Here is a 19,141-nt window from a genome sequence, read left to right as displayed (position 1 = left end):
CTTGCTACCATTATAACTTTTGTGGTGGTCGCCTTAACGGATTCTTTGCATCAGATTTGAGGCGCGCAGTTTCAAGGTGTGCATAATTAAAAGGGTTGGGGGTAAATGTGCTGATGTCCGTATTCAAGGCGATATTGCGCTGGTTGTGTCGTATTGTATTCCGGGTCAAGGTCGAAGGCGATTTGCGGGCGTTTGGGCACCCGCGGACGCTGATTGTCGCCAATCACGAATCATTCCTGGATGGCCTGTTGTTGGGCCTGTTTTTACCGGTTGAACCGGTATTCATCGTGCATAGCTGGGTAGCGGCGCATCCGGTACTGCGGGTGTTCTTGAAGCTGGCGGATTATTTGGCGGTTGACCCCGCGCAGCCGATGGCGATAAAAAAGATTTTGAAACTGGTGGAAGCGGGGCGCCCGGTGGTTATTTTTCCTGAAGGCCGTATCACCCTGACCGGTAGCCTGATGAAGGTTTACGATGGTCCTGCATTTATTGCGGCGAGGACAGGTGCTGCAGTAGTGCCGGTACGGCTGGATGGGCCTGCGCGCTCGTATTTTAGCCGGTTGACCGGAGCTTATCCGCATCATCTGTTTCCTGCGATCCGTATTAGCATACAGTCAGCAACGTATATCCCCATGCCGGATTTGCCGAGTGCAAAACTGCGACGCAAGCATTCCGGCGAAGTTTTGCGGCTGATCATGCAGGATATGCTGTTTCATTCGCGGCCGCGCCAGACTCTATGGCAGGCATTGATCGAGACCATGACGATATATGGCAGCAAGCGCAAAGTGATTGAAGATATCCGGCGGGTGCCGATGAGTTATCGTACTTTATGGAAAATGTCGCTGGCAATCGCCCGTGTATTGCAACGCGATACTGTCGCTGGCGAGCGGGTCGGAGTGCTGCTGCCCAATCTGATTGCGACAGTGGGGGCGATATTCGGCTTGTCGGCGCTAAATCGGATTGCGGCGATGATTAATCATACGGCTGGCCGGGACGGCATGGCGAGTGCATGCGCTGCTGCCGAGGTGCGCTGGATATTGACCTCGCGGGCTTTTCTGGACAAGGTGAATTTGACGGATGCCGTTCAGGGCTTGAATGGAATCAGCTTGATCTATCTGGAGGATTTGCGGGCGAGTTTAAGTTGGACCGACAAATTGTGGTTGCTGGCAGGCACGTATTTTCCTCAATTTGTTTTACGGGCTGGCGATCCCGAATCTGCTGCGGTGGTATTGTTTACTTCCGGCTCCGAAGGCAAGCCCAAGGGTGTGGTGCTGTCGCACCGGGCATTGTTGTCCAATGTTGCCCAGGTGCGCGCTGTGATTGATATGCAGCCGACGGATAAGGTGTTTAACGCGCTGCCGATGTTCCATTCGTTCGGGCTCACAGGGGGCACCTTGATGCCGGTTTTGACAGGTATGAATGTGTTTTTATACCCGAGTCCATTGCACTATCGCATCATTCCCGAGCTGGTTTACGATAAAAGCTGCACGATATTGTTTGGTACCGGCACATTTCTGGGAAATTACGCTAAATTCGCGCATCCTTATGATTTTTATCGGGTGCGTTATGTGGTGGCGGGTGCCGAAAAAGTAAGCGATAGCGTCCGTGACTTGTGGTTTGAAAAGTTCGGAATCCGCATTCTGGAGGGTTACGGTGCGACTGAAACAGCGCCGGTTCTTGCGGTGAATACACCCATGGCTTTCAAAAGAGGCTCGGTTGGGCAGCTTTTGCCGGGTATCGAATCACGCATAATCCCGGTGCCTGGCATAGCGGCAGGAGGAATGCTGTATGTGCGCGGGCCGAATTTAATGTCCGGATATCTGCGCGCCGAACATCCCGGTGTGCTGGAGTCTCCTGAATCGGTATTGGGGAAAGGATGGTATGAGACGGGTGATATTGTTGATAAGGATGAGCAGGGGTTTATTTATATACGCGGACGTGTAAAACGATTTGCAAAAGTGGCGGGTGAAATGGTGTCGCTGGAAGCGGTTGAAAATATAGCAAATCATGCTTCTTCCGGTTTTGTGCATGCGGCGACGACCCAGCCTGATTTGCAGCGCGGCGAAACGATTTGGTTGTATACCACCGATACGAATCTGGATCGTGAACGCTTGCAGCAAGCAGCGCAGGAAAGCGGACAACCTGAAATCGCGGTGCCGCGCAAAGTGATTCATGTCGATACCTTGCCGTTGCTCGGGACAGGCAAGGTAGATTATGTGAAGTTGAAATCAATGGGAGCAAACGAGTGAGTCGGGACAATCTGAATTTGCGGTTGAGTGCCAGGCCCATGCTCGCTTTGCTCGGCGCGCAGTTTTTATCTGCGCTGGCCGATAACGCGCTGTTGATTGCTGCGATCGCATTGATGAAACTCGCCGGTCAGGCTGACCGCATTAGCTGGATTCAGGCCGGCTTTATATTGCCTTTTATTGTGTTGGCGCCCTTTGCAGGTGCATTTGCGGATTCATTGCCCAAAGGCAGGGTGATGCTGATAGGCAATGCCATCAAGCTGTGCGGAACCGGATTGATGCTGGCAGACGTGTACCCGATTGCAGCGTACTTGATTGTGGGTATAGGCGCGACAATTTATTCGCCAGCCAAATATGGCATCCTGAGCCAGTTTTTCGGTGCGGACAGACTGGTTAAGGCTAACGGCTGGCTGGAAGGTTCTACCATCGCCGCAATATTGCTGGGCGTGGTTCTGGGCGGGATGCTGGCCGACAAGTCGCTTACGGTGGCGCTGGTGAGCGTGATTGCCATATACGCCGCGGCCGCTGTGTTTAATTTGTTTATTCCGCGGCTTCATCCTGAACGTAATGTCCGCAGTTGGCGATTCGCAAAGATCTCGCGAGAGTTCTGGAGTGTTTTGCGTATATTGGGGCATGAGCCGGCGGCGCGCATGAGCTTGCTCGGCACCAGCCTGTTCTGGGGAAGTGGCGCGACATTGCGTTTGATGTTGTTTGTATGGGTGCCGGTGGCGTTGGGTATCAACGATAATCAAACGCCGGCAAATTTGATGGGGGCATTATCCGTCGGGATTGTGGTTGGTGCGGCGCTGGCATCCGTCATGGTGAAACTGGAGGATGTGCGCCTTGCTTACATCGGCGGCTTGATGATAGGGCCGGTTATTTTGCTGTTGTCCGTGCAAACGACGCTGTTGCCTGTAATGTTGTTGCTCATCGTGCTTGGTATCAGTGGCGGCTTGTTTGTTGTGCCGCTAAACGCATTGCTGCAGCGCATCGGACACCAGAGTGTGGGGGTGGGGCGTGCACTGGCAGCACAGAATTTATATGAAAATATCGCCATGCTGCTATTGGTCAGTGGTTATGGACTGGCTGCCAAAATGCCGGTTATCCAGACGGTGGCAGGATTCGGTGTGCTCATGTTTGTCGGGGTGGCTATGCTGGCATGGACAAGCCGCCGGAATATAAAATTTATCAAACCTGATGAAAACAGTTGACAGGTGTTTTATGCGCTGTATAATTCGCACCTCGTTGTTAGCGCAGAGCAAGAAAAGGCTGGCTGACGACACAGCTCTTTAACAATTGGACAACCGATAAGTGTGGGTATTTACGGTAGCGGTTTTGTTGTTTTGTTCCGGGAGACCGTGGCGGGATAGCGAAGCTAAAAACTATTGTAGTAAATACGCATGCTTGAAATAGAGATATTGTGAGCAAGCGACGGCGAAAGTTGTTTTTTTCGGAAGATGGCGAGTAGCGAACAGGAATTAAACTGAAGAGTTTGATCCTGGCTCAGATTGAACGCTGGCGGAATGCTTTACACATGCAAGTCGAACGGCAGCACGGGCTTCGGTCTGGTGGCGAGTGGCGAACGGGTGAGTAATGCGTCGGAACGTATCCAGTAATGGGGGATAACGCAGCGAAAGCTGTGCTAATACCGCATACGCCCCGAGGGGGAAAGCAGGGGATCGCAAGACCTTGCGTTATTGGAGCGGCCGACGTCTGATTAGCTAGTTGGTGGGGTAAAGGCCTACCAAGGCGACGATCAGTAGCTGGTCTGAGAGGATGATCAGCCACACTGGAACTGAGACACGGTCCAGACTCCTACGGGAGGCAGCAGTGGGGAATTTTGGACAATGGGCGCAAGCCTGATCCAGCCATTCCGCGTGAGTGAAGAAGGCCTTCGGGTTGTAAAGCTCTTTCAGCAGGGAAGAAACGATTGTGGCTAATACCCATGATTAATGACGGTACCTGCAGAAGAAGCACCGGCTAACTACGTGCCAGCAGCCGCGGTAATACGTAGGGTGCGAGCGTTAATCGGAATTACTGGGCGTAAAGCGTGCGCAGGCGGTTTTTCAAGTCTGATGTGAAATCCCCGGGCTTAACCTGGGAACTGCGTTGGAAACTGAAAGACTAGAGTGCGGCAGAGGGGGGTAGAATTCCACGTGTAGCAGTGAAATGCGTAGATATGTGGAGGAATACCGATGGCGAAGGCAGCCCCCTGGGTCGACACTGACGCTCATGCACGAAAGCGTGGGTAGCAAACAGGATTAGATACCCTGGTAGTCCACGCCCTAAACGATGTCAACTAGTTGTTGGGGAGGGAGACCTCCTTAGTAACGCAGCTAACGCGTGAAGTTGACCGCCTGGGGAGTACGGTCGCAAGATTAAAACTCAAAGGAATTGACGGGGGCCCGCACAAGCGGTGGATTATGTGGATTAATTCGATGCAACGCGAAAAACCTTACCTACCCTTGACATGCTAAGAACTTGCCAGAGATGGCTTGGTGCTTGAAAGAGAACTTAGACACAGGTGCTGCATGGCTGTCGTCAGCTCGTGTCGTGAGATGTTGGGTTAAGTCCCGCAACGAGCGCAACCCTTGTCATTAATTGCCATCATTGAGTTGGGCACTTTAATGAGACTGCCGGTGACAAACCGGAGGAAGGTAGGGATGACGTCAAGTCCTCATGGCCCTTATGGGTAGGGCTTCACACGTAATACAATGGTCGGTACAGAGGGTTGCCAACCCGCGAGGGGGAGCTAATCCCAGAAAGCCGATCGTAGTCCGGATTGTAGTCTGCAACTCGACTGCATGAAGTCGGAATCGCTAGTAATCGCGGATCAGCATGTCGCGGTGAATACGTTCCCGGGCCTTGTACACACCGCCCGTCACACCATGGGAGTGGGTATTACCAGAAGTAGGTAGCTTAACCGCGAGGAGAGCGCTTACCACGGTAGGATTCATGACTGGGGTGAAGTCGTAACAAGGTAGCCGTAGGGGAACCTGCGGCTGGATCACCTCCTTTCTAGAGAAGCTGCTGTAAATACTCACACTTATCGGTTGTCAGCGACGCACAGGGAATGGCGCGAAGAAGGCGAACCGTAGACAGCAGAGCGGAGTAGCCCGACACGACTAGATCCTGCTACAGGGTCTGTAGCTCAGTTGGTTAGAGCACCGTGTTGATAACGCGGGGGTCGTTGGTTCGAGCCCAACCAGACCCACCAAGATTACGGGGGATTAGCTCAGCTGGGAGAGCATCTGCTTTGCAAGCAGAGGGTCGTCGGTTCGATCCCGTCATCCTCCACCAAACACCCTGCTTGATTGATGAATAATCAAATTGAGCAAGGCCGCAGTAGAACGCAATGTGCGTAGCGAAGAAACAATTGTAGCCTGACTTGAAGTGTCAGGTGTGCCGCGTTGAAGACGCGTCAGACCTCACGCTTTAGTGTGAAAGCTCTTTAACAAACAGGAAGAAGTAAAGGTTGACGACTGGACGCGTCGCGCGCAAGCGTGATGAGGAAGGGCGTTAACAAATGGGTTTTGATTGTATCAACCGGCATGGCTTTTAGTCGAGCGATGCCGGGTCATAAGCGCTTTATTAACCTGTAACCGGATAGCCTTGAAAAAGGCGCTTAAGGTTATAGGGTCAAGCGACTAAGTGCATGTGGTGGATGCCTTGGCGATTACAGGCGAAGAAGGACGTTGCAGCCTGCGAAAAGCTGCGGGGAGCTGGCAAGCAAGCTTTGATCCGCAGATATCCGAATGGGGAAACCCACCCTTAGGGGTACCCTGGGCTGAATACATAGGCTCAGTGGGGCGAACCGGGCGAACTGAAACATCTAAGTAGCTCGAGGAAAAGAAATCAACCGAGATTCCGCAAGTAGTGGCGAGCGAACGCGGAGGAGCCTGCAAGATATAGCACACACGTTAACAGAACCTTCTGGAAAGATGGACCATAGTGGGTGATAGTCCCGTATGTGAAAACCTGTGTGTAGAACTAAGTTTGCGACAAGTAGGGCGGGACACGAGAAATCCTGTCTGAACATGGGGGGACCATCCTCCAAGGCTAAATACTCGTAATCGACCGATAGTGAACCAGTACCGTGAGGGAAAGGCGAAAAGAACCCCGGGAGGGGAGTGAAATAGATCCTGAAACCGCATGCATACAAACAGTGGGAGCGGACTTGATCCGTGACTGCGTACCTTTTGTATAATGGGTCAGCGACTTACGTTCAGTAGCGAGCTTAACCGAATAGGGGAGGCGAAGGGAAACCGAGTCTGATAAGGGCGATAGTTGCTGGGCGTAGACCCGAAACCAGATGATCTATCCATGGCCAGGATGAAGGTGCGGTAACACGCACTGGAGGTCCGAACCCACTAATGTTGAAAAATTAGGGGATGAGCTGTGGATAGGGGTGAAAGGCTAAACAAATCTGGAAATAGCTGGTTCTCTCCGAAAACTATTTAGGTAGTGCCTCACGTATCACCTTCGGGGTAGAGCACTGTTATGGCTAGGGGGTCATCACGACTTACCAACCCATTGCAAACTCCGAATACCGAAGAGTGCGAGCGTGGGAGACAGACATCGGGTGCTAACGTCCGGTGTCAAAAGGGAAACAACCCAGACCGTCAGCTAAGGTCCCAAAGACACAGTTAAGTGGTAAACGATGTGGGAAGGCATAGACAGCCAGGATGTTGGCTTAGAAGCAGCCATCATTTAAAGAAAGCGTAATAGCTCACTGGTCGAGTCGTCCTGCGCGGAAGATGTAACGGGGCTCAAACTGTGCACCGAAGCTACGGATATGTACTTGTACATATGGTAGGAGAGCGTTCTGTAGGCCTGCGAAGGTGAGGTGTGAACCTTGCTGGAGGTATCAGAAGTGCGAATGCTGACATGAGTAGCGATAAAACGGGTGAAAAGCCCGTTCGCCGAAAGCCCCAGGTTTCCTGCGCAACGTTCATCGGCGCAGGGTGAGTCGGCTCCTAAGGCGAGGCTGAGAAGCGTAGTCGATGGGAAACAGGTTAATATTCCTGTACCGGCCTTGAATGCGATGTGGGGACGGAGAAGGTTAACTCAGCCAACTGTTGGAATAGTTGGTTTAAGTGTGTAGGCAGAATCCTTAGGCAAATCCGGGGGTTTAATGCTGAGACATGATGACGAGGTGCTACGGCACTGAAGTGAGCGATACCCTGCTTCCAAGAAAAGCCACTAAGCTTCAGTTCAAGGACGACCGTACCGCAAACCGACACAGGTGGGCAGGGTGAGAATCCTAAGGCGCTTGAGAGAACTCAGGAGAAGGAACTCGGCAAATTAACACCGTAACTTCGGGAGAAGGTGTGCCCCTAGTATGTGAAGCGACTTGCTCGCGGAGCAGAACAGGGTTGCAGTGAAAAGGTGGCTGCGACTGTTTAATAAAAACACAGCACTCTGCAAACACGAAAGTGGACGTATAGAGTGTGACGCCTGCCCGGTGCTGGAAGGTTAATTGATGGGGTGCAAGCTCTTGATCGAAGCCCCAGTAAACGGCGGCCGTAACTATAACGGTCCTAAGGTAGCGAAATTCCTTGTCGGGTAAGTTCCGACCCGCACGAATGGCGTAACGATGGCCACACTGTCTCCTCCTGAGACTCAGCGAAGTTGAAGTGTTTGTGAAGATGCAATCTACCCGCGGCTAGACGGAAAGACCCCATGAACCTTTACTGTAGCTTTGCATTGGATTTTGAACAGACTTGTGTAGGATAGGTGGGAGGCATTGAAGCGGGGACGCCAGTTCTCGTGGAGCCGACCTTGAAATACCACCCTGGTGTGTTTGAGATTCTAACCTAGGTCCATTATCTGGATCGGGGACCGTGCATGGTAGGCAGTTTGACTGGGGCGGTCTCCTCCCAAAGCGTAACGGAGGAGCACGAAGGTATCCTAGCTACGGTCGGAAATCGTAGCGATAGTGCAATGGCAAAAGGATGCTTGACTGCGAGACTGACAAGTCGAGCAGGTGCGAAAGCAGGTCATAGTGATCCGGTGGTTCTGTATGGAAGGGCCATCGCTCAACGGATAAAAGGTACTCTGGGGATAACAGGCTGATTCCTCCCAAGAGTTCACATCGACGGGGGAGTTTGGCACCTCGATGTCGGCTCATCACATCCTGGGGCTGTAGCCGGTCCCAAGGGTATGGCTGTTCGCCATTTAAAGTGGTACGTGAGCTGGGTTTAAAACGTCGTGAGACAGTTTGGTCCCTATCTGCCGTGGGCGCTGGAAATTTGAAGGGACCTGCTCCTAGTACGAGAGGACCGGAGTGGACGGATCTCTGGTGTACCGGTTATCACGCCAGTGGTATCGCCGGGTAGCTAAATCCGGAAGAGATAAACGCTGAAAGCATCTAAGCGTGAAACTCGCCTTAAGATGAGATTTCCCGGGGCTAGACCCCCCTGAAGGGTCGTTCGAGACCAGGACGTTGATAGGCTGGGTGTGGAAGTGCAGTAATGCATTAAGCTTACCAGTACTAATTGCCCGTGAGGCTTGACCCTATAACCTTAAGTAGCAGGTTGGGTTAATAAAGCGCGATACAATTGAAACATGCGTGTATAACACGCAAACCAGAACTTTACTTCTTCCGAATAAGGCGCATGTCATAAGACATAAAATCTGTGACATGCCCAACCGTTTACGTCTGACGACCATAGCGTCCTGGAACCACCCCTTCCCATCCCGAACAGGGCCGTGAAACGGGACCGCGCCGATGATAGTGTGGATTACCCATGTGAAAGTAGGTCATCGTCAGACACCCATTCCAGAAACCCCCAGGGCTTACGCCATGGGGGTTTTTTATTGCCAGAAATTGGCATCACCACCTGCCCAATCCCGGATTTAACGTACGGCGAACGGCTGCAACAGTCTGCGGATTACTTCGCCTGCCAGCATCAGGCCGAACAGCGGTGGCATGTAGCTGATCGTGCCGTTGACGGCGCGCGCCCGGCCGGGCCCGTCTACCGCAACCGGCGGCAGCGGCCGTGAGGGGGGCTCGTCGGAATAGACCGTCAGTATGCCTTTGCGGATATCCAGTTTGTGCAAACGTTTACGGACGAAGCGCTAAGTTCCGGATGACTGGATTTTAGTGGATAGTGTAAGCGCAGACGGCAAAATTTTCGATTGAAGTGTTGGCTTGGCGCTGTGCGTGTTTCGATTGGCAATTAAAAAGCACCTAGGCAATTATGCGCTAGGTGCTTGATTTTTTGGGGTGAATGATGGGGCTCGAACCCACGACAACCGGAATCACAATCCGGGGCTCTACCAACTGAGCTACATCCACCGTTGAAACTGGAAACTTGGCCTGCCCGACAGGAATCGAACCTGTAACCCCCAGCTTAGAAGGCTGGTGCTCTATCCGGTTGAGCTACGGGCAGCTCATAAACCGGCACCATGACCGCCTTGCAGATGAAGGAACTACTTAATATACACTAAGTATACTTGTTTTTAACAAAGAAACTTGGTCGGGGCGGAGAGATTCGAACTCCCGACATCCTGGTCCCAAACCAGGCGCGCTACCAGACTACGCTACGCCCCGAAAGACCGAAACTATACGCGTCATGCGTGATTTCGTCAACACCCATCTTGAAAGTTGGTAGGTAAAAATGAGATGATTGCATCTTTAATCCAACGCCTGTGTACATTATGTCTGCCCAACTCCTCGATGGAAAAAGTTTATCCGAAAAGATCATTACCAATATCCAGACGCAGGTGACTGGCCGGGAAGCTTCGGGGCTCGCTACGCCGGCACTCGCAGTGATTCTGGTGGGGAATGATCCGGCATCAGGCATTTATGTGCGCAATAAACGCAATGCTTGCATCAAGGCCGGGGTGCGTTCAATTTCGTATGATTTGCCTGCCAGCACTTCTCAGGCAGAGTTGCTGGCCTTGATTGATGAGTTAAACAGCGATGTGGATGTGCACGGGATATTGGTGCAAATGCCGTTGCCGCCGCAGATCGACTCTGAAACAGTGATCGAGCGGATTCATCCGGACAAGGATGTGGATGGTTTTCATCCTTATAACATTGGCCGCCTTGCGGTACGTATGCCGACCTTGCGATCGTGTACGCCGTATGGCGTGATGCGTTTGCTGGCTATGGCGCATGATGATCTGAAAGGTCTGAATGCGGTAGTGGTAGGCTCTTCCAATCACGTAGGTCGCCCGATGGGGCTGGAGTTGCTGTTGGCGGGATGTACCGTGACGACTTGTCACCGCTTCACCAAAAATCTGGCTGAATTTGTGAGTCAGGCCGACATTCTGGTGGTGGCGGTAGGGCGTCCGGAGTTGGTTAAGGGGGCCTGGATCAAGCAGGGTGCTACAGTCATCGATGTGGGTATCAATCGACTGGAAGACGGCCGTTTATGCGGCGATGTGGAATTTATGCCAGCGTCAGAGCGAGCTGCGTGGATTACTCCGGTTCCAGGCGGTGTTGGACCGATGACAGTAGCGATGCTGCTGGAAAACACCTTGCAGGCGGCAAAAGCTGCAGATGCGCGACTGGCCTGAAGCAAACAGGCGAGCCGATAACTCATCTGTTTGCTAGGCGGTGAGGAAGCGCGTGATCAGCGCTTTCTCCAGATTGGCTTCCATCGGAATCTTGACGTAGTGGCCGCTGCCTGGCGCTTCCTGTACTGATTCGCCGTGCTTGTTGAATATCCGGGCCAGCTGCATGACACGATTGCCCGTAGGGTGGATGATTTCCAGGCGGTCGCCGACCAGGAATTTGTTTTTTACCGCTATTTCGGCCAGCCCGGTCTTTTCATCGTAGCCGACTACATCGCCTACATACTGACTGCGATCGCTTTCCGAATGCCCTCTCATGTAATTCTGGTACTCTTGCGTGTGGTGGCGTTCGTAGAAACCATCGGTGTAGCCTCGGTTGGCGAGACTTTCCAGATCGGACAGTAATGACAGGTCGAATGGTCGACCCGCTACTGCATCATCGATGGCCTTGCGGTACACCTGCGCAGTGCGAGCGACATAATAGGCGGATTTGGTACGGCCCTCGATTTTGAGCGAATCCACGCCGATCCTGACCAGGCGTTCGATGTGTTCTACCGCGCGCAGATCCTTGGAATTCATGATATAGGTGCCGTGGTCATCTTCGATGATCGGCATCATCACGCCGGGACGATCGCGCTCCTCGATCAGATATACCTTGTCGGCCAGCGGATGACGTTGCTGGTTGCCGCAGTCGGCGAAGGCAGGTTCCTCCATCGCTGAACGGAAATCGAGGTCGATTTTCTGTACATCGCCGGTGGCGTCTTCATCGGTGTCGTGTACTTTGTAGTCCCAGCGGCAGGAGTTGGTACAGGTGCCCTGATTGGGATCGCGGTGATTGAAGTAGCCGGATAACAGACAACGGCCGGAATAGGCGATGCACAATGCGCCATGCACAAAAACTTCCAGCTCCATTTCCGGACATTGCTGCTTGATTTCCTTGATTTCGTCGAACGACAGTTCGCGTGACAGTATCACGCGGGTAAGCCCGAGTGCCTGCCAGAACTTTACCGTGGCATAGTTGACGGTGTTGGCCTGTACCGACAAATGAATCGGTATCTCCGGCCATTTTTCCCGCACCATCATGATCAGGCCGGGGTCGGCCATGATCAGCGCATCCGGCTTCATGGCGATAATCGGCGCCATGTCGGCCATATAGGTTTTGATTTTTGCGTTGTGCGGCATCAGATTGCTGGCGACGAAGAATTTCTTGCTCATGGCGTGGGCTTCGCGGATGCCGGTATCCAGTTGTTCCAGCTGGAATTCGTTGTTGCGTGCACGCAGCGAATAGCGTGGCTGGCCTGCGTAGACGGCATCTGCACCAAACTGGAATGCATAACGCATTTTTTCCAGAGTGCCGGCGGGGGCAAGAAGTTCAGGAGTTTTCATAGTCATAACCAGATTCGATAAGAGTGGCGGTTAAAACCAAAAAAGCACCAGTAAAGGTGCTTTTTTGAGTGGAGCACAATATGCCTTAGTAAGTTTTACGTTGCGCGAGTTCAACCGCTTTGCCGATATAGCTGGCTGGCGTCATTGCGAGCAGACGCTGTTTGTCGGCATCCGGTATCGCCAACCCGTTGATAAAGGTATGCAGGCTGTCGCGGTTGATGCCGGATTTGCCGCGCGTCAGTTCCTTGAGCTGTTCGTAGGCATTCGGCACGTTATAACGCCGCATCACGGTCTGGATAGGCTCGGCCAGTACTTCCCAGTTGTGGTCGAGATCCTCGGCGAGGCGCTGCGGGTTGGCTTCGAGCTTGTTGAGGCCGCGCAGGCAGGAATCGAATCCCAACAATGCGTAACCTAGCGCCACTCCCATATTGCGCAGCACGGTGGAGTCGGTCAGGTCACGCTGCCAGCGTGAGATCGGCAGCTTTTCAGCGAGGTGGCGCAGCAGTGCGTTAGCAAGTCCCAGATTGCCTTCCGCGTTCTCGAAATCGATCGGATTGACCTTGTGTGGCATGGTGGATGAACCGATTTCGCCCGTTTTGACTTTTTGTTTGAAGTAACCAACCGATATGTAGCCCCAGATGTCGCGATTAAGGTCAATCAGCACGGTATTGACGCGGCTGATGGCGTCGAACAGCTCCGCCATGTAATCGTGCGGCTCGATCTGGATGGTGTACGGGTTGAAAGTCAGCCCCAGATTCTCCACGAACCGATGTGCGAAGCTTTCCCAGTCGATCTCAGGGTAAGCGGAGAGGTGCGCGTTGTAGTTGCCGACTGCGCCGTTGATTTTGCCCAGCATTGGCACGGCGGCGATCTGGCTGGTCTGACGTTGCAGGCGGTACACCACGTTGGCCATTTCCTTGCCTAATGTCGTTGGCGATGCAGGCTGACCGTGGGTACGCGACAGCATGGGCAGCGCCGCATGTTCGTGGGCAATCTCGGTCAGACGTGCGATTACGCTATTCAGCGACGGCAGCATCACCTGTTCGCGCGCGGCTTTGAGCATCAGCGCATGCGACAGATTGTTGATGTCCTCGGAAGTGCAGGCGAAATGGATGAATTCGCCGACACGAGCGATTTCGGGGTTGCTGGCAAAACGCTCGCGCAGGAAATATTCAACCGCCTTGACATCGTGATTGGTGGTGCGCTCGATGGCCTTGATGTTTTCGGCATCGGCTTCGGCAAAATTGGCGATCAGTTCGTTCAGTTCAATAATGGTATCGGTCGAAAAAGCCGGTACTTCGGCAATGGCAGGTTCAGCAGCCAGGGCTTTGAGCCATTCGATTTCCACGGTGACGCGGTTGCGAATCAGGCCGAATTCGCTGAAATGGGCGCGCAAGGGAGCGACTTTGGCGGCATAGCGGCCGTCGAGGGGAGATAAGGCGGTGAGGGAGGACAAGCTCATGGCGTACGGGATGTAAAAAGAGAAAAACATGATTTTACAGGAAACCGGCGTTGCTGGATAAATTGTGTCAGCTTGGGTTAAGGTTAGCTCATAATCCGGTATAGTAATCGGCTTTCTGCGTGCGTGATTTTTGTTATGTCCAGTGCTTTATCCATCCTCAATAGCGTCTTCGGTTATCCCGCCTTTCGTGGCCGTCAGGCCGATGTAGTCGCTCACGTTGCCAGCGGCGGTGATGCGCTGGTGCTGATGCCGACCGGCGGCGGCAAGTCGCTGTGTTACCAGATTCCGGCCCTGCTGCGCGCCGGCACCGGCGTGGTGGTGTCGCCGCTGATTGCGCTGATGCATGATCAGGTCGCGGCATTGCGTGAAGCCGGCGTGCGCGCAGCCTATCTCAATTCCGCCTTGTCGGCAGCCGAGGCCAGCGAAGTGGAGCGGGCCTTTGTGCGCGGCGAATGGGATCTGTTGTACGTCGCGCCGGAACGGCTGGTCACCGCGCGCTTCATGGCGTTGCTCGAGTGCGCTGAAATCGCGCTGTTCGCGATCGACGAAGCGCATTGCGTTTCGCAGTGGGGGCACGATTTCCGCCCTGAATATATTGCATTGTCGGTATTGCACGAGCGTTTCCCGGATGTGCCGCGCATCGCGCTGACCGCAACCGCTGACGCGCAGACCCGTGCCGAGATCGTCGCGCGACTGCAGCTGGAAGATGCGCAGCAGTTCGTTTCCAGCTTCGACCGCCCCAATATTCGCTACCAGATAGTCGAGAAAAACGACCCGCGTAAACAGCTGCTGGCGTTCATTCAGGACGAGCATCCGCAGGATGCCGGTATCGTTTATTGCCTGTCGCGGCGCAAGGTGGAAGAAACCGCGCAGTGGCTGAAGAAACAGGGCATCCACGCCATGGCTTATCATGCCGGCATGGAGGTCGCAACGCGGCAGCGTCATCAGGATACTTTCTTGCGCGAGGACGGCATTGTCATGGTCGCCACGATTGCCTTCGGCATGGGCATCGACAAGCCCGATGTGCGTTTCGTTGCGCATCTGGATCTGCCCAAGAGCATCGAGGGCTATTATCAGGAAACCGGTCGCGCCGGACGCGACGGCACGCCAGCGGATGCGTGGATGGCGTACGGCCTCAACGACGTGGTGCAGCAGCGGCGCATGATCGAAAGCGGCGAAGCCGATCCGCAATTCAAGCGCGTGGCGCAGACCAAGCTCGATGCGCTGCTTGCGTTGTGTGAAGCCACCCGTTGCCGTCGGGTGCGGCTGCTGAATTATTTTGGTGAAGAGGCCGAAGCCTGCGGCAATTGCGATGTGTGTCTGTCGCCCCCGGCAACCTGGGATGGCACCGTTGCTGCGCAAAAAGCCCTGTCTGCCGTTTATCGCACCGGTGGGCGTTTCGGTGCCGGACATGTGATCGACGTGCTGCTCGGCCGCGACACGGAAAAAATCCGGCAATGGGACCACCAGCAACTCAGCGTATTCGGTGTCGGTGCAGAGATTGACGAAAAAGGCTGGCGTGCGGTGTTGCGGCAACTGATGGCGCATGGTTACCTCAGCGTCGATCACGATGCTTACGGCGCGCTGGTGCTGACTGCGCAAAGCCGCGCCGTGCTCAAAGGTGAAGTGCAGGTGTGGATGCGCAAGGATCTTGGCGTCAAGCCCGCAAGACGCCAATCCAGCCGGCCGCTGGCAGCGCCGCACAATGCTGCCGATGACCAGCTGTTCGAAAAATTGCGCGTATGGCGGCAAGCTGCGGCGCGCGAGCATAACGTTCCGGCCTATGTCATCTTCCATGATTCCACGCTTGCACAGGTCGCGCAACGGCGTCCGGCAACCCTGGCGGAGCTGGGAGAGATCTCCGGCATCGGCGCGCGCAAACTCGAAGCCTACGGCGCCGGGATGCTGGCAGTAGTGAACGCCGCAGCCTGAGCGCCATGCTATGATGCGGCATTGAACGATAGCGATGAGAATCTATAGTGGAAAACAATAACGATGTATTGCGCAGCATACGCTACGCGCTGGATCTGCCCGATGCGGCCATCGGCGAGATGGTCAGACTGGCAGGCGGCGAGATTGCGCCCGAGCGGATTCCTGGTCTGCTGAAAAAGGAAGATGAAGCCGGTTATGCGGCGTGCGATGACATGTTGCTGATGGATTTTCTGGACGGGCTGATCATTCACAAGCGCGGCCCCAGCGACATCAAGCCGGCGCCGGTCAAGCGCCTGACCAACAACATCATCCTGAAAAAGCTGCGCATCGCGTTTGAGCTGAAAGAGGAGGACCTGCATGACATCATCAAGCTGGCGGGTTTCCAGATATCCAAGCCGGAATTGAGCGCGATCTTCAGGAATCCCGACAGCAAGAATTATCGGGTATGCGGTGACCAGTTGCTTAGATACTTCCTTAAAGGCCTGAGCCTGCGCCTGCGCGGTTAGACTGATGGCAACGCATACTTCCTCTGACCCGCTGCATGGCGTCACGCTGGAACAAATACTCAACCGGCTGGTCGAGTATTATGGCTGGGTGGTCATGGCGCAGCATGTCAATATCAGATGCTTTACCCATGACCCGAGTATCAAATCCAGCCTGCAATTCCTGCGCCGGACGCCCTGGGCACGGGCAAAAGTGGAAGCGCTGTATTTGCAGTATTGCGATGAGTGCGCCCCTGATTAATCTGGCTGTCCATTGTGAAAAAAGTCCTCATTACCATACAGGGCAAGACCCTGATCCTGCAATATCAGGTCAAGCCCGGCCTTATGCGCAAAGGCGTGGGCTGGATGCCGTATATCCAGGTATTGCCATCGTGGGAGCTGGCCCGATTCAATTTGTGCGGGCTGACTCCGGATATGTTCTGTGTGAACATTGCTGACATGGTGAACGTGCGCGGCCTGCTGTCGGGTGTGGTTGAAAACGAGCAGCAGCTGCCGGTGGCGCGCTGGGAGATCGATCAGGATGATTATCGCAGTGCACTCAGGGTCAGGCTGACCCATGCGCAAATCGTGGAATTGCTCGCGGCATTGCCGGGCTATGTTGAGGAAGTCGATGACGAATTCGTCGAATTCGAGGCGCTGGTAATCCCGGATGCAACCGGCGGCATTGCGAGCGGTTATCGTCTGACCATCGTCACTCAGGATATCGGCGATAAAATCGCCCCGTATGCCTATTACAATTTGGACACCCATAACGCAGACGGCTGGCAAGGCTACCCGCCACCCGCAGCGCAACACGAAATTATCCGTAACGCGCTGGCCAGCCAGCTGCAGGCGATCGCTGATGCCGGTGTGCAGCTCACCCAGGTGTACGACGCGACGGATTATGCGATAGCAGCCCGTTAATTATTGAACCGTGCCGGTTGCTCCATCGCATCGACCTTGCGATACATCCAGCCGCCAGCGTAGAGCGTCACTCCCAGCACGAACAGGCAGGCTATGCGTATCAGCGGCGCTGCGTCGGACAGGTCGAACAGCAGCACTTTGGCCGCCGATATCGCAAAGATCAGCAGCGACGATTTGCCCAGTATCTTGTCCTTTTTGCCCAGTGCGATCGCCAGACAGCTGATGCCGATGATGCCCCAGGCGAAGGACACGGTAAGCCGGCCATCGAATACCTGATACGCCGCGCTCATCAGCGCAATGTGTCCGGCATACAGCAACGGGCTGTCAAATGCGATTAACGCCGGGATGCGACGCGCGAAATAATAGCCGGCATACAGCTGCAGCGCATAGATCAGCGCCAGCAAGTCGTGGGCAGGGATGAGATGCAAGTCGTCTTCAGCGAGTACGCGCAGGTAGTTGATCACGAAGATCACGCCGATCGTCAGCCGCAGCGGCCACACAATGGCTGTGAGCTCGCCTTTGACCAGGAAATAGCCGGCCAATACCGGCAGCAGCGATAACGCCACCCACGGGGCCCATTCCGCAGGCACCGATTCCAGATAGCCGGCGTGAAACAGGACAAGAGCAGCGTAGGCCCCGACCAGTATGCTGCCGGATTGCAGCGGCGCCTTGATGACATGCTTCGCCACCAGATAGCCGGCCAGCAGCACGGCTGCACTGCCTATCGCAATCCACGGCGCGAAGTCGGGCAGATTGTGTTGTAACAGGCTGTATTGCAGCGCGTAGAAAATCAGCAGCAGCGGCAAATGGGCGATGGCTGCATTCTGATCCATCGGGCTGTTGCGCTTGATGGAAAAGGTAACCGCACCCACCAGAAAGATGATGAATTGCGCTGCCTGAAACACCAGCGCTTCGACCCAGCTGTCGGGCGAAGTCAGTGTCCAGATCGCATTGAATCCCAGCAGCGCCATGTATGACGCCAGCAGATATACCCGGCGTTTGCCAATCCAAATGGAATAGATGCTGAAGAGCACGCTCCACGCCGAGAAATAGATCACCAGATCGGTCACCGAGCTGGTGAGGTTGGGCAATAAAAACGGCGCCGAATACGAGCCGGTCACCGCAAACAGCGCATAGAGTTCGCTTTCGAACAGCCTGCCCAGCCACAATGCGCCGAGGCAGATCAGTATCACCGCACCCACGGCGGTGTGAGCGCCTATCAGGTGATAGTAGAGATGCGCGCCATAGGTGGACATGAACAGCACCACCAGACCGCCAGCCGGTAACAGGCTGGCGTAATTTTTATCCGATTTGCGCAGGGCCAGCCCGATGCCGATGAGGGCGAAACCGCCGAGTACCGCCAGGGCAATCTGGCGTTCGGGCGTGAGCCAGCCGGAATCGATCGCCAGTCGGATCAGATAGGCCGCTGCCAGCACCAGTGCGGTGGCGCCGGTCCAGCCGAGGATATTAGTGACGGAAATATTGTCGTGAGTATGGCTGACGACAGGTTTTTTGGTCAGCGTAGGGCGCATGGCCGCCGCGCTCGCCGCTTGCGCCAGTGGTGCCGGTTCGGGTGATTCGGTGCGCGCAGCCAGCGTTTGCAGTAGCTGCTCCAGTCGGGTCAGGCGCGACTCGATGCTGGTTAAACGTTCGTCCACTTCAGCCATGATGTTTCCTCCCTTTTTTCTGCAGTATACGGTTTTTGCCCGCTATTTACGCATGCTGATTTCAGGATTCGTAATAAGTCAGCCAGCTGCTATAAATAATCATGGCCGAACACACATATTCCTACTTTGATCACGATGCAGATATCGGCATTGTCGGGCAGGGCAGCACGCCCGAAGCGGCATTTGTTGCGGCGGCGGAAGCCATGTTCGCGATCATGGCTGATTTGCGCTGCATCGAGCCCAGGAACGAGATCGTCATCGCGTTTGATGAGGACGATCTGGAGTTCGCGCTGGTGACCTGGCTCAATCTGCTGCTCGCGGAAGCGCGCAGCCACGGCCTGATCTTGGGGAAATTCCAGCTCAGCCGCGACGGCAGCCACTGGCGCGGGCGGGTCTGGGGCGAACCCTGGCGCGAGACGCTGGAGCGCGGGGTGGAAGTCAAAGGCGCCACGCTGACCATGCTCTCGGTACGCCACATGGACAATTTGTGGGATGCGCGTTGCATAGTCGATGTCTGAA

General features: G+C 54.6%; 12 protein-coding genes, 5 tRNA genes and 3 rRNA genes. 13 read left to right on the top strand and 7 right to left on the bottom strand.

What is annotated here, in order from left to right:
• Positions 1-113: 113 nt before the first annotated feature.
• The 7 genes from aas to rrf all read left to right on the top strand — a co-directional run bounded on the left by aas (position 114) and on the right by rrf (position 9,020).
• Positions 114-2,249, top strand: coding sequence for a bifunctional acyl-ACP--phospholipid O-acyltransferase/long-chain-fatty-acid--ACP ligase (aas, locus tag CAP31_RS10175; RefSeq protein ID WP_223247428.1), 2,136 nt, complete (start codon positions 114-116; stop codon positions 2,247-2,249).
• Positions 2,246-3,457, top strand: a complete 1,212-nt coding sequence (gene lplT / locus CAP31_RS10170) for a lysophospholipid transporter LplT (protein ID WP_087447423.1) — start codon at positions 2,246-2,248, stop codon at positions 3,455-3,457. Before aas ends, lplT begins: the two co-directional genes overlap by 4 nt.
• A 269-nt stretch (positions 3,458-3,726) precedes the next feature.
• Positions 3,727-5,264 (top strand): 16S ribosomal RNA (locus CAP31_RS10165).
• Between the two features lie 122 nt (positions 5,265-5,386).
• Positions 5,387-5,463: transfer RNA gene (locus tag CAP31_RS10160), tRNA-Ile, on the top strand.
• 7 nt (positions 5,464-5,470) lie between these two features.
• Positions 5,471-5,546, top strand: a tRNA-Ala gene (locus tag CAP31_RS10155).
• A gap of 337 nt (positions 5,547-5,883) precedes the next feature.
• Positions 5,884-8,764: ribosomal RNA gene (locus CAP31_RS10150) — 23S ribosomal RNA — on the top strand.
• Between the two features lie 142 nt (positions 8,765-8,906).
• A 5S ribosomal RNA gene (rrf, locus tag CAP31_RS10145) occupies positions 8,907-9,020 on the top strand.
• Together the 16S, 23S and 5S rRNA genes with 2 tRNA genes alongside form the textbook arrangement of a ribosomal RNA operon.
• An 84-nt stretch (positions 9,021-9,104) precedes the next feature.
• Here the strand turns inward: rrf and CAP31_RS10140 are convergent.
• The 4 genes from CAP31_RS10140 to CAP31_RS10125 form a co-directional block, all read right to left on the bottom strand.
• On the bottom strand, positions 9,105-9,308 hold the full coding sequence (locus tag CAP31_RS10140; protein ID WP_087447422.1) for a hypothetical protein: 204 nt from the start codon (positions 9,306-9,308) through the stop codon (positions 9,105-9,107).
• Positions 9,309-9,470: 162 nt separating this feature from the next.
• Positions 9,471-9,546: transfer RNA gene (locus CAP31_RS10135), tRNA-His, on the bottom strand.
• A gap of 17 nt (positions 9,547-9,563) precedes the next feature.
• Positions 9,564-9,640, bottom strand: a tRNA-Arg gene (locus CAP31_RS10130).
• A gap of 84 nt (positions 9,641-9,724) precedes the next feature.
• Positions 9,725-9,801, bottom strand: a tRNA-Pro gene (locus CAP31_RS10125).
• A gap of 107 nt (positions 9,802-9,908) precedes the next feature.
• Here CAP31_RS10125 and folD point away from each other — a divergent pair.
• Complete coding sequence (gene folD / locus CAP31_RS10120; RefSeq protein WP_087447421.1) at positions 9,909-10,772, top strand: bifunctional methylenetetrahydrofolate dehydrogenase/methenyltetrahydrofolate cyclohydrolase FolD; 864 nt, start codon at positions 9,909-9,911, stop codon at positions 10,770-10,772.
• Between the two features lie 33 nt (positions 10,773-10,805).
• Here the strand turns inward: folD and yegQ are convergent, their stop codons facing one another.
• Both yegQ and purB read right to left on the bottom strand, forming a co-directional pair.
• Positions 10,806-12,155: a tRNA 5-hydroxyuridine modification protein YegQ gene (yegQ, locus tag CAP31_RS10115; protein ID WP_087447420.1), complete on the bottom strand. Its 1,350-nt coding sequence runs from the start codon at positions 12,153-12,155 to the stop codon at positions 10,806-10,808.
• An 85-nt stretch (positions 12,156-12,240) separates the two neighbouring features.
• Positions 12,241-13,617, bottom strand: coding sequence for an adenylosuccinate lyase (gene purB, locus CAP31_RS10110; RefSeq protein ID WP_087448351.1), 1,377 nt, complete (start codon positions 13,615-13,617; stop codon positions 12,241-12,243).
• Positions 13,618-13,752: 135 nt separating this feature from the next.
• On the opposite strand from purB, the gene recQ reads away from it, so the two are divergent.
• The 4 genes from recQ to CAP31_RS10090 are packed head-to-tail and all read left to right on the top strand — an operon-like array spanning position 13,753 to position 16,955.
• Entirely contained in the window at positions 13,753-15,549 is a 1,797-nt protein-coding gene (gene recQ, locus CAP31_RS10105; RefSeq protein WP_087447419.1) for a DNA helicase RecQ, read from the top strand.
• Between the two features lie 47 nt (positions 15,550-15,596).
• The gene (locus CAP31_RS10100; protein WP_223247249.1) at positions 15,597-16,055 is read left to right on the top strand and encodes a DUF1456 family protein; all 459 of its coding nucleotides are present in this window, start codon (positions 15,597-15,599) and stop codon (positions 16,053-16,055) included.
• Positions 16,056-16,059: 4 nt separating this feature from the next.
• Positions 16,060-16,293, top strand: coding sequence for a VF530 family DNA-binding protein (locus tag CAP31_RS10095; protein ID WP_087447418.1), 234 nt, complete (start codon positions 16,060-16,062; stop codon positions 16,291-16,293).
• Positions 16,294-16,307: 14 nt separating this feature from the next.
• A complete protein-coding gene (locus CAP31_RS10090) occupies positions 16,308-16,955 on the top strand; it encodes a hypothetical protein (protein WP_087447417.1) in 648 nt (215 codons plus the stop codon).
• Here CAP31_RS10090 and CAP31_RS10085 read toward each other — a convergent pair.
• Positions 16,952-18,622, bottom strand: coding sequence for a DUF2339 domain-containing protein (locus CAP31_RS10085; protein ID WP_087447416.1), 1,671 nt, complete (start codon positions 18,620-18,622; stop codon positions 16,952-16,954). The two genes, CAP31_RS10090 and CAP31_RS10085, sit on opposite strands and share 4 nt — an antisense overlap.
• 101 nt (positions 18,623-18,723) lie before the next feature.
• Between CAP31_RS10085 and CAP31_RS10080 the strand changes: the two genes are divergently transcribed.
• Positions 18,724-19,140, top strand: a complete 417-nt coding sequence (locus CAP31_RS10080; RefSeq protein ID WP_087447415.1) for an archease — start codon at positions 18,724-18,726, stop codon at positions 19,138-19,140.
• The last annotated feature ends 1 nt before the right edge of the window (position 19,141 follow it).

This window comes from Sulfuriferula sp. AH1 (assembly GCF_002162035.1).
GTDB lineage: Bacteria > Pseudomonadota > Gammaproteobacteria > Burkholderiales > Sulfuriferulaceae > Sulfuriferula.
The sequence above is the reverse complement of the archived record's forward strand: the minus strand, read 5'-3'. Positions and strand labels throughout refer to the sequence as shown.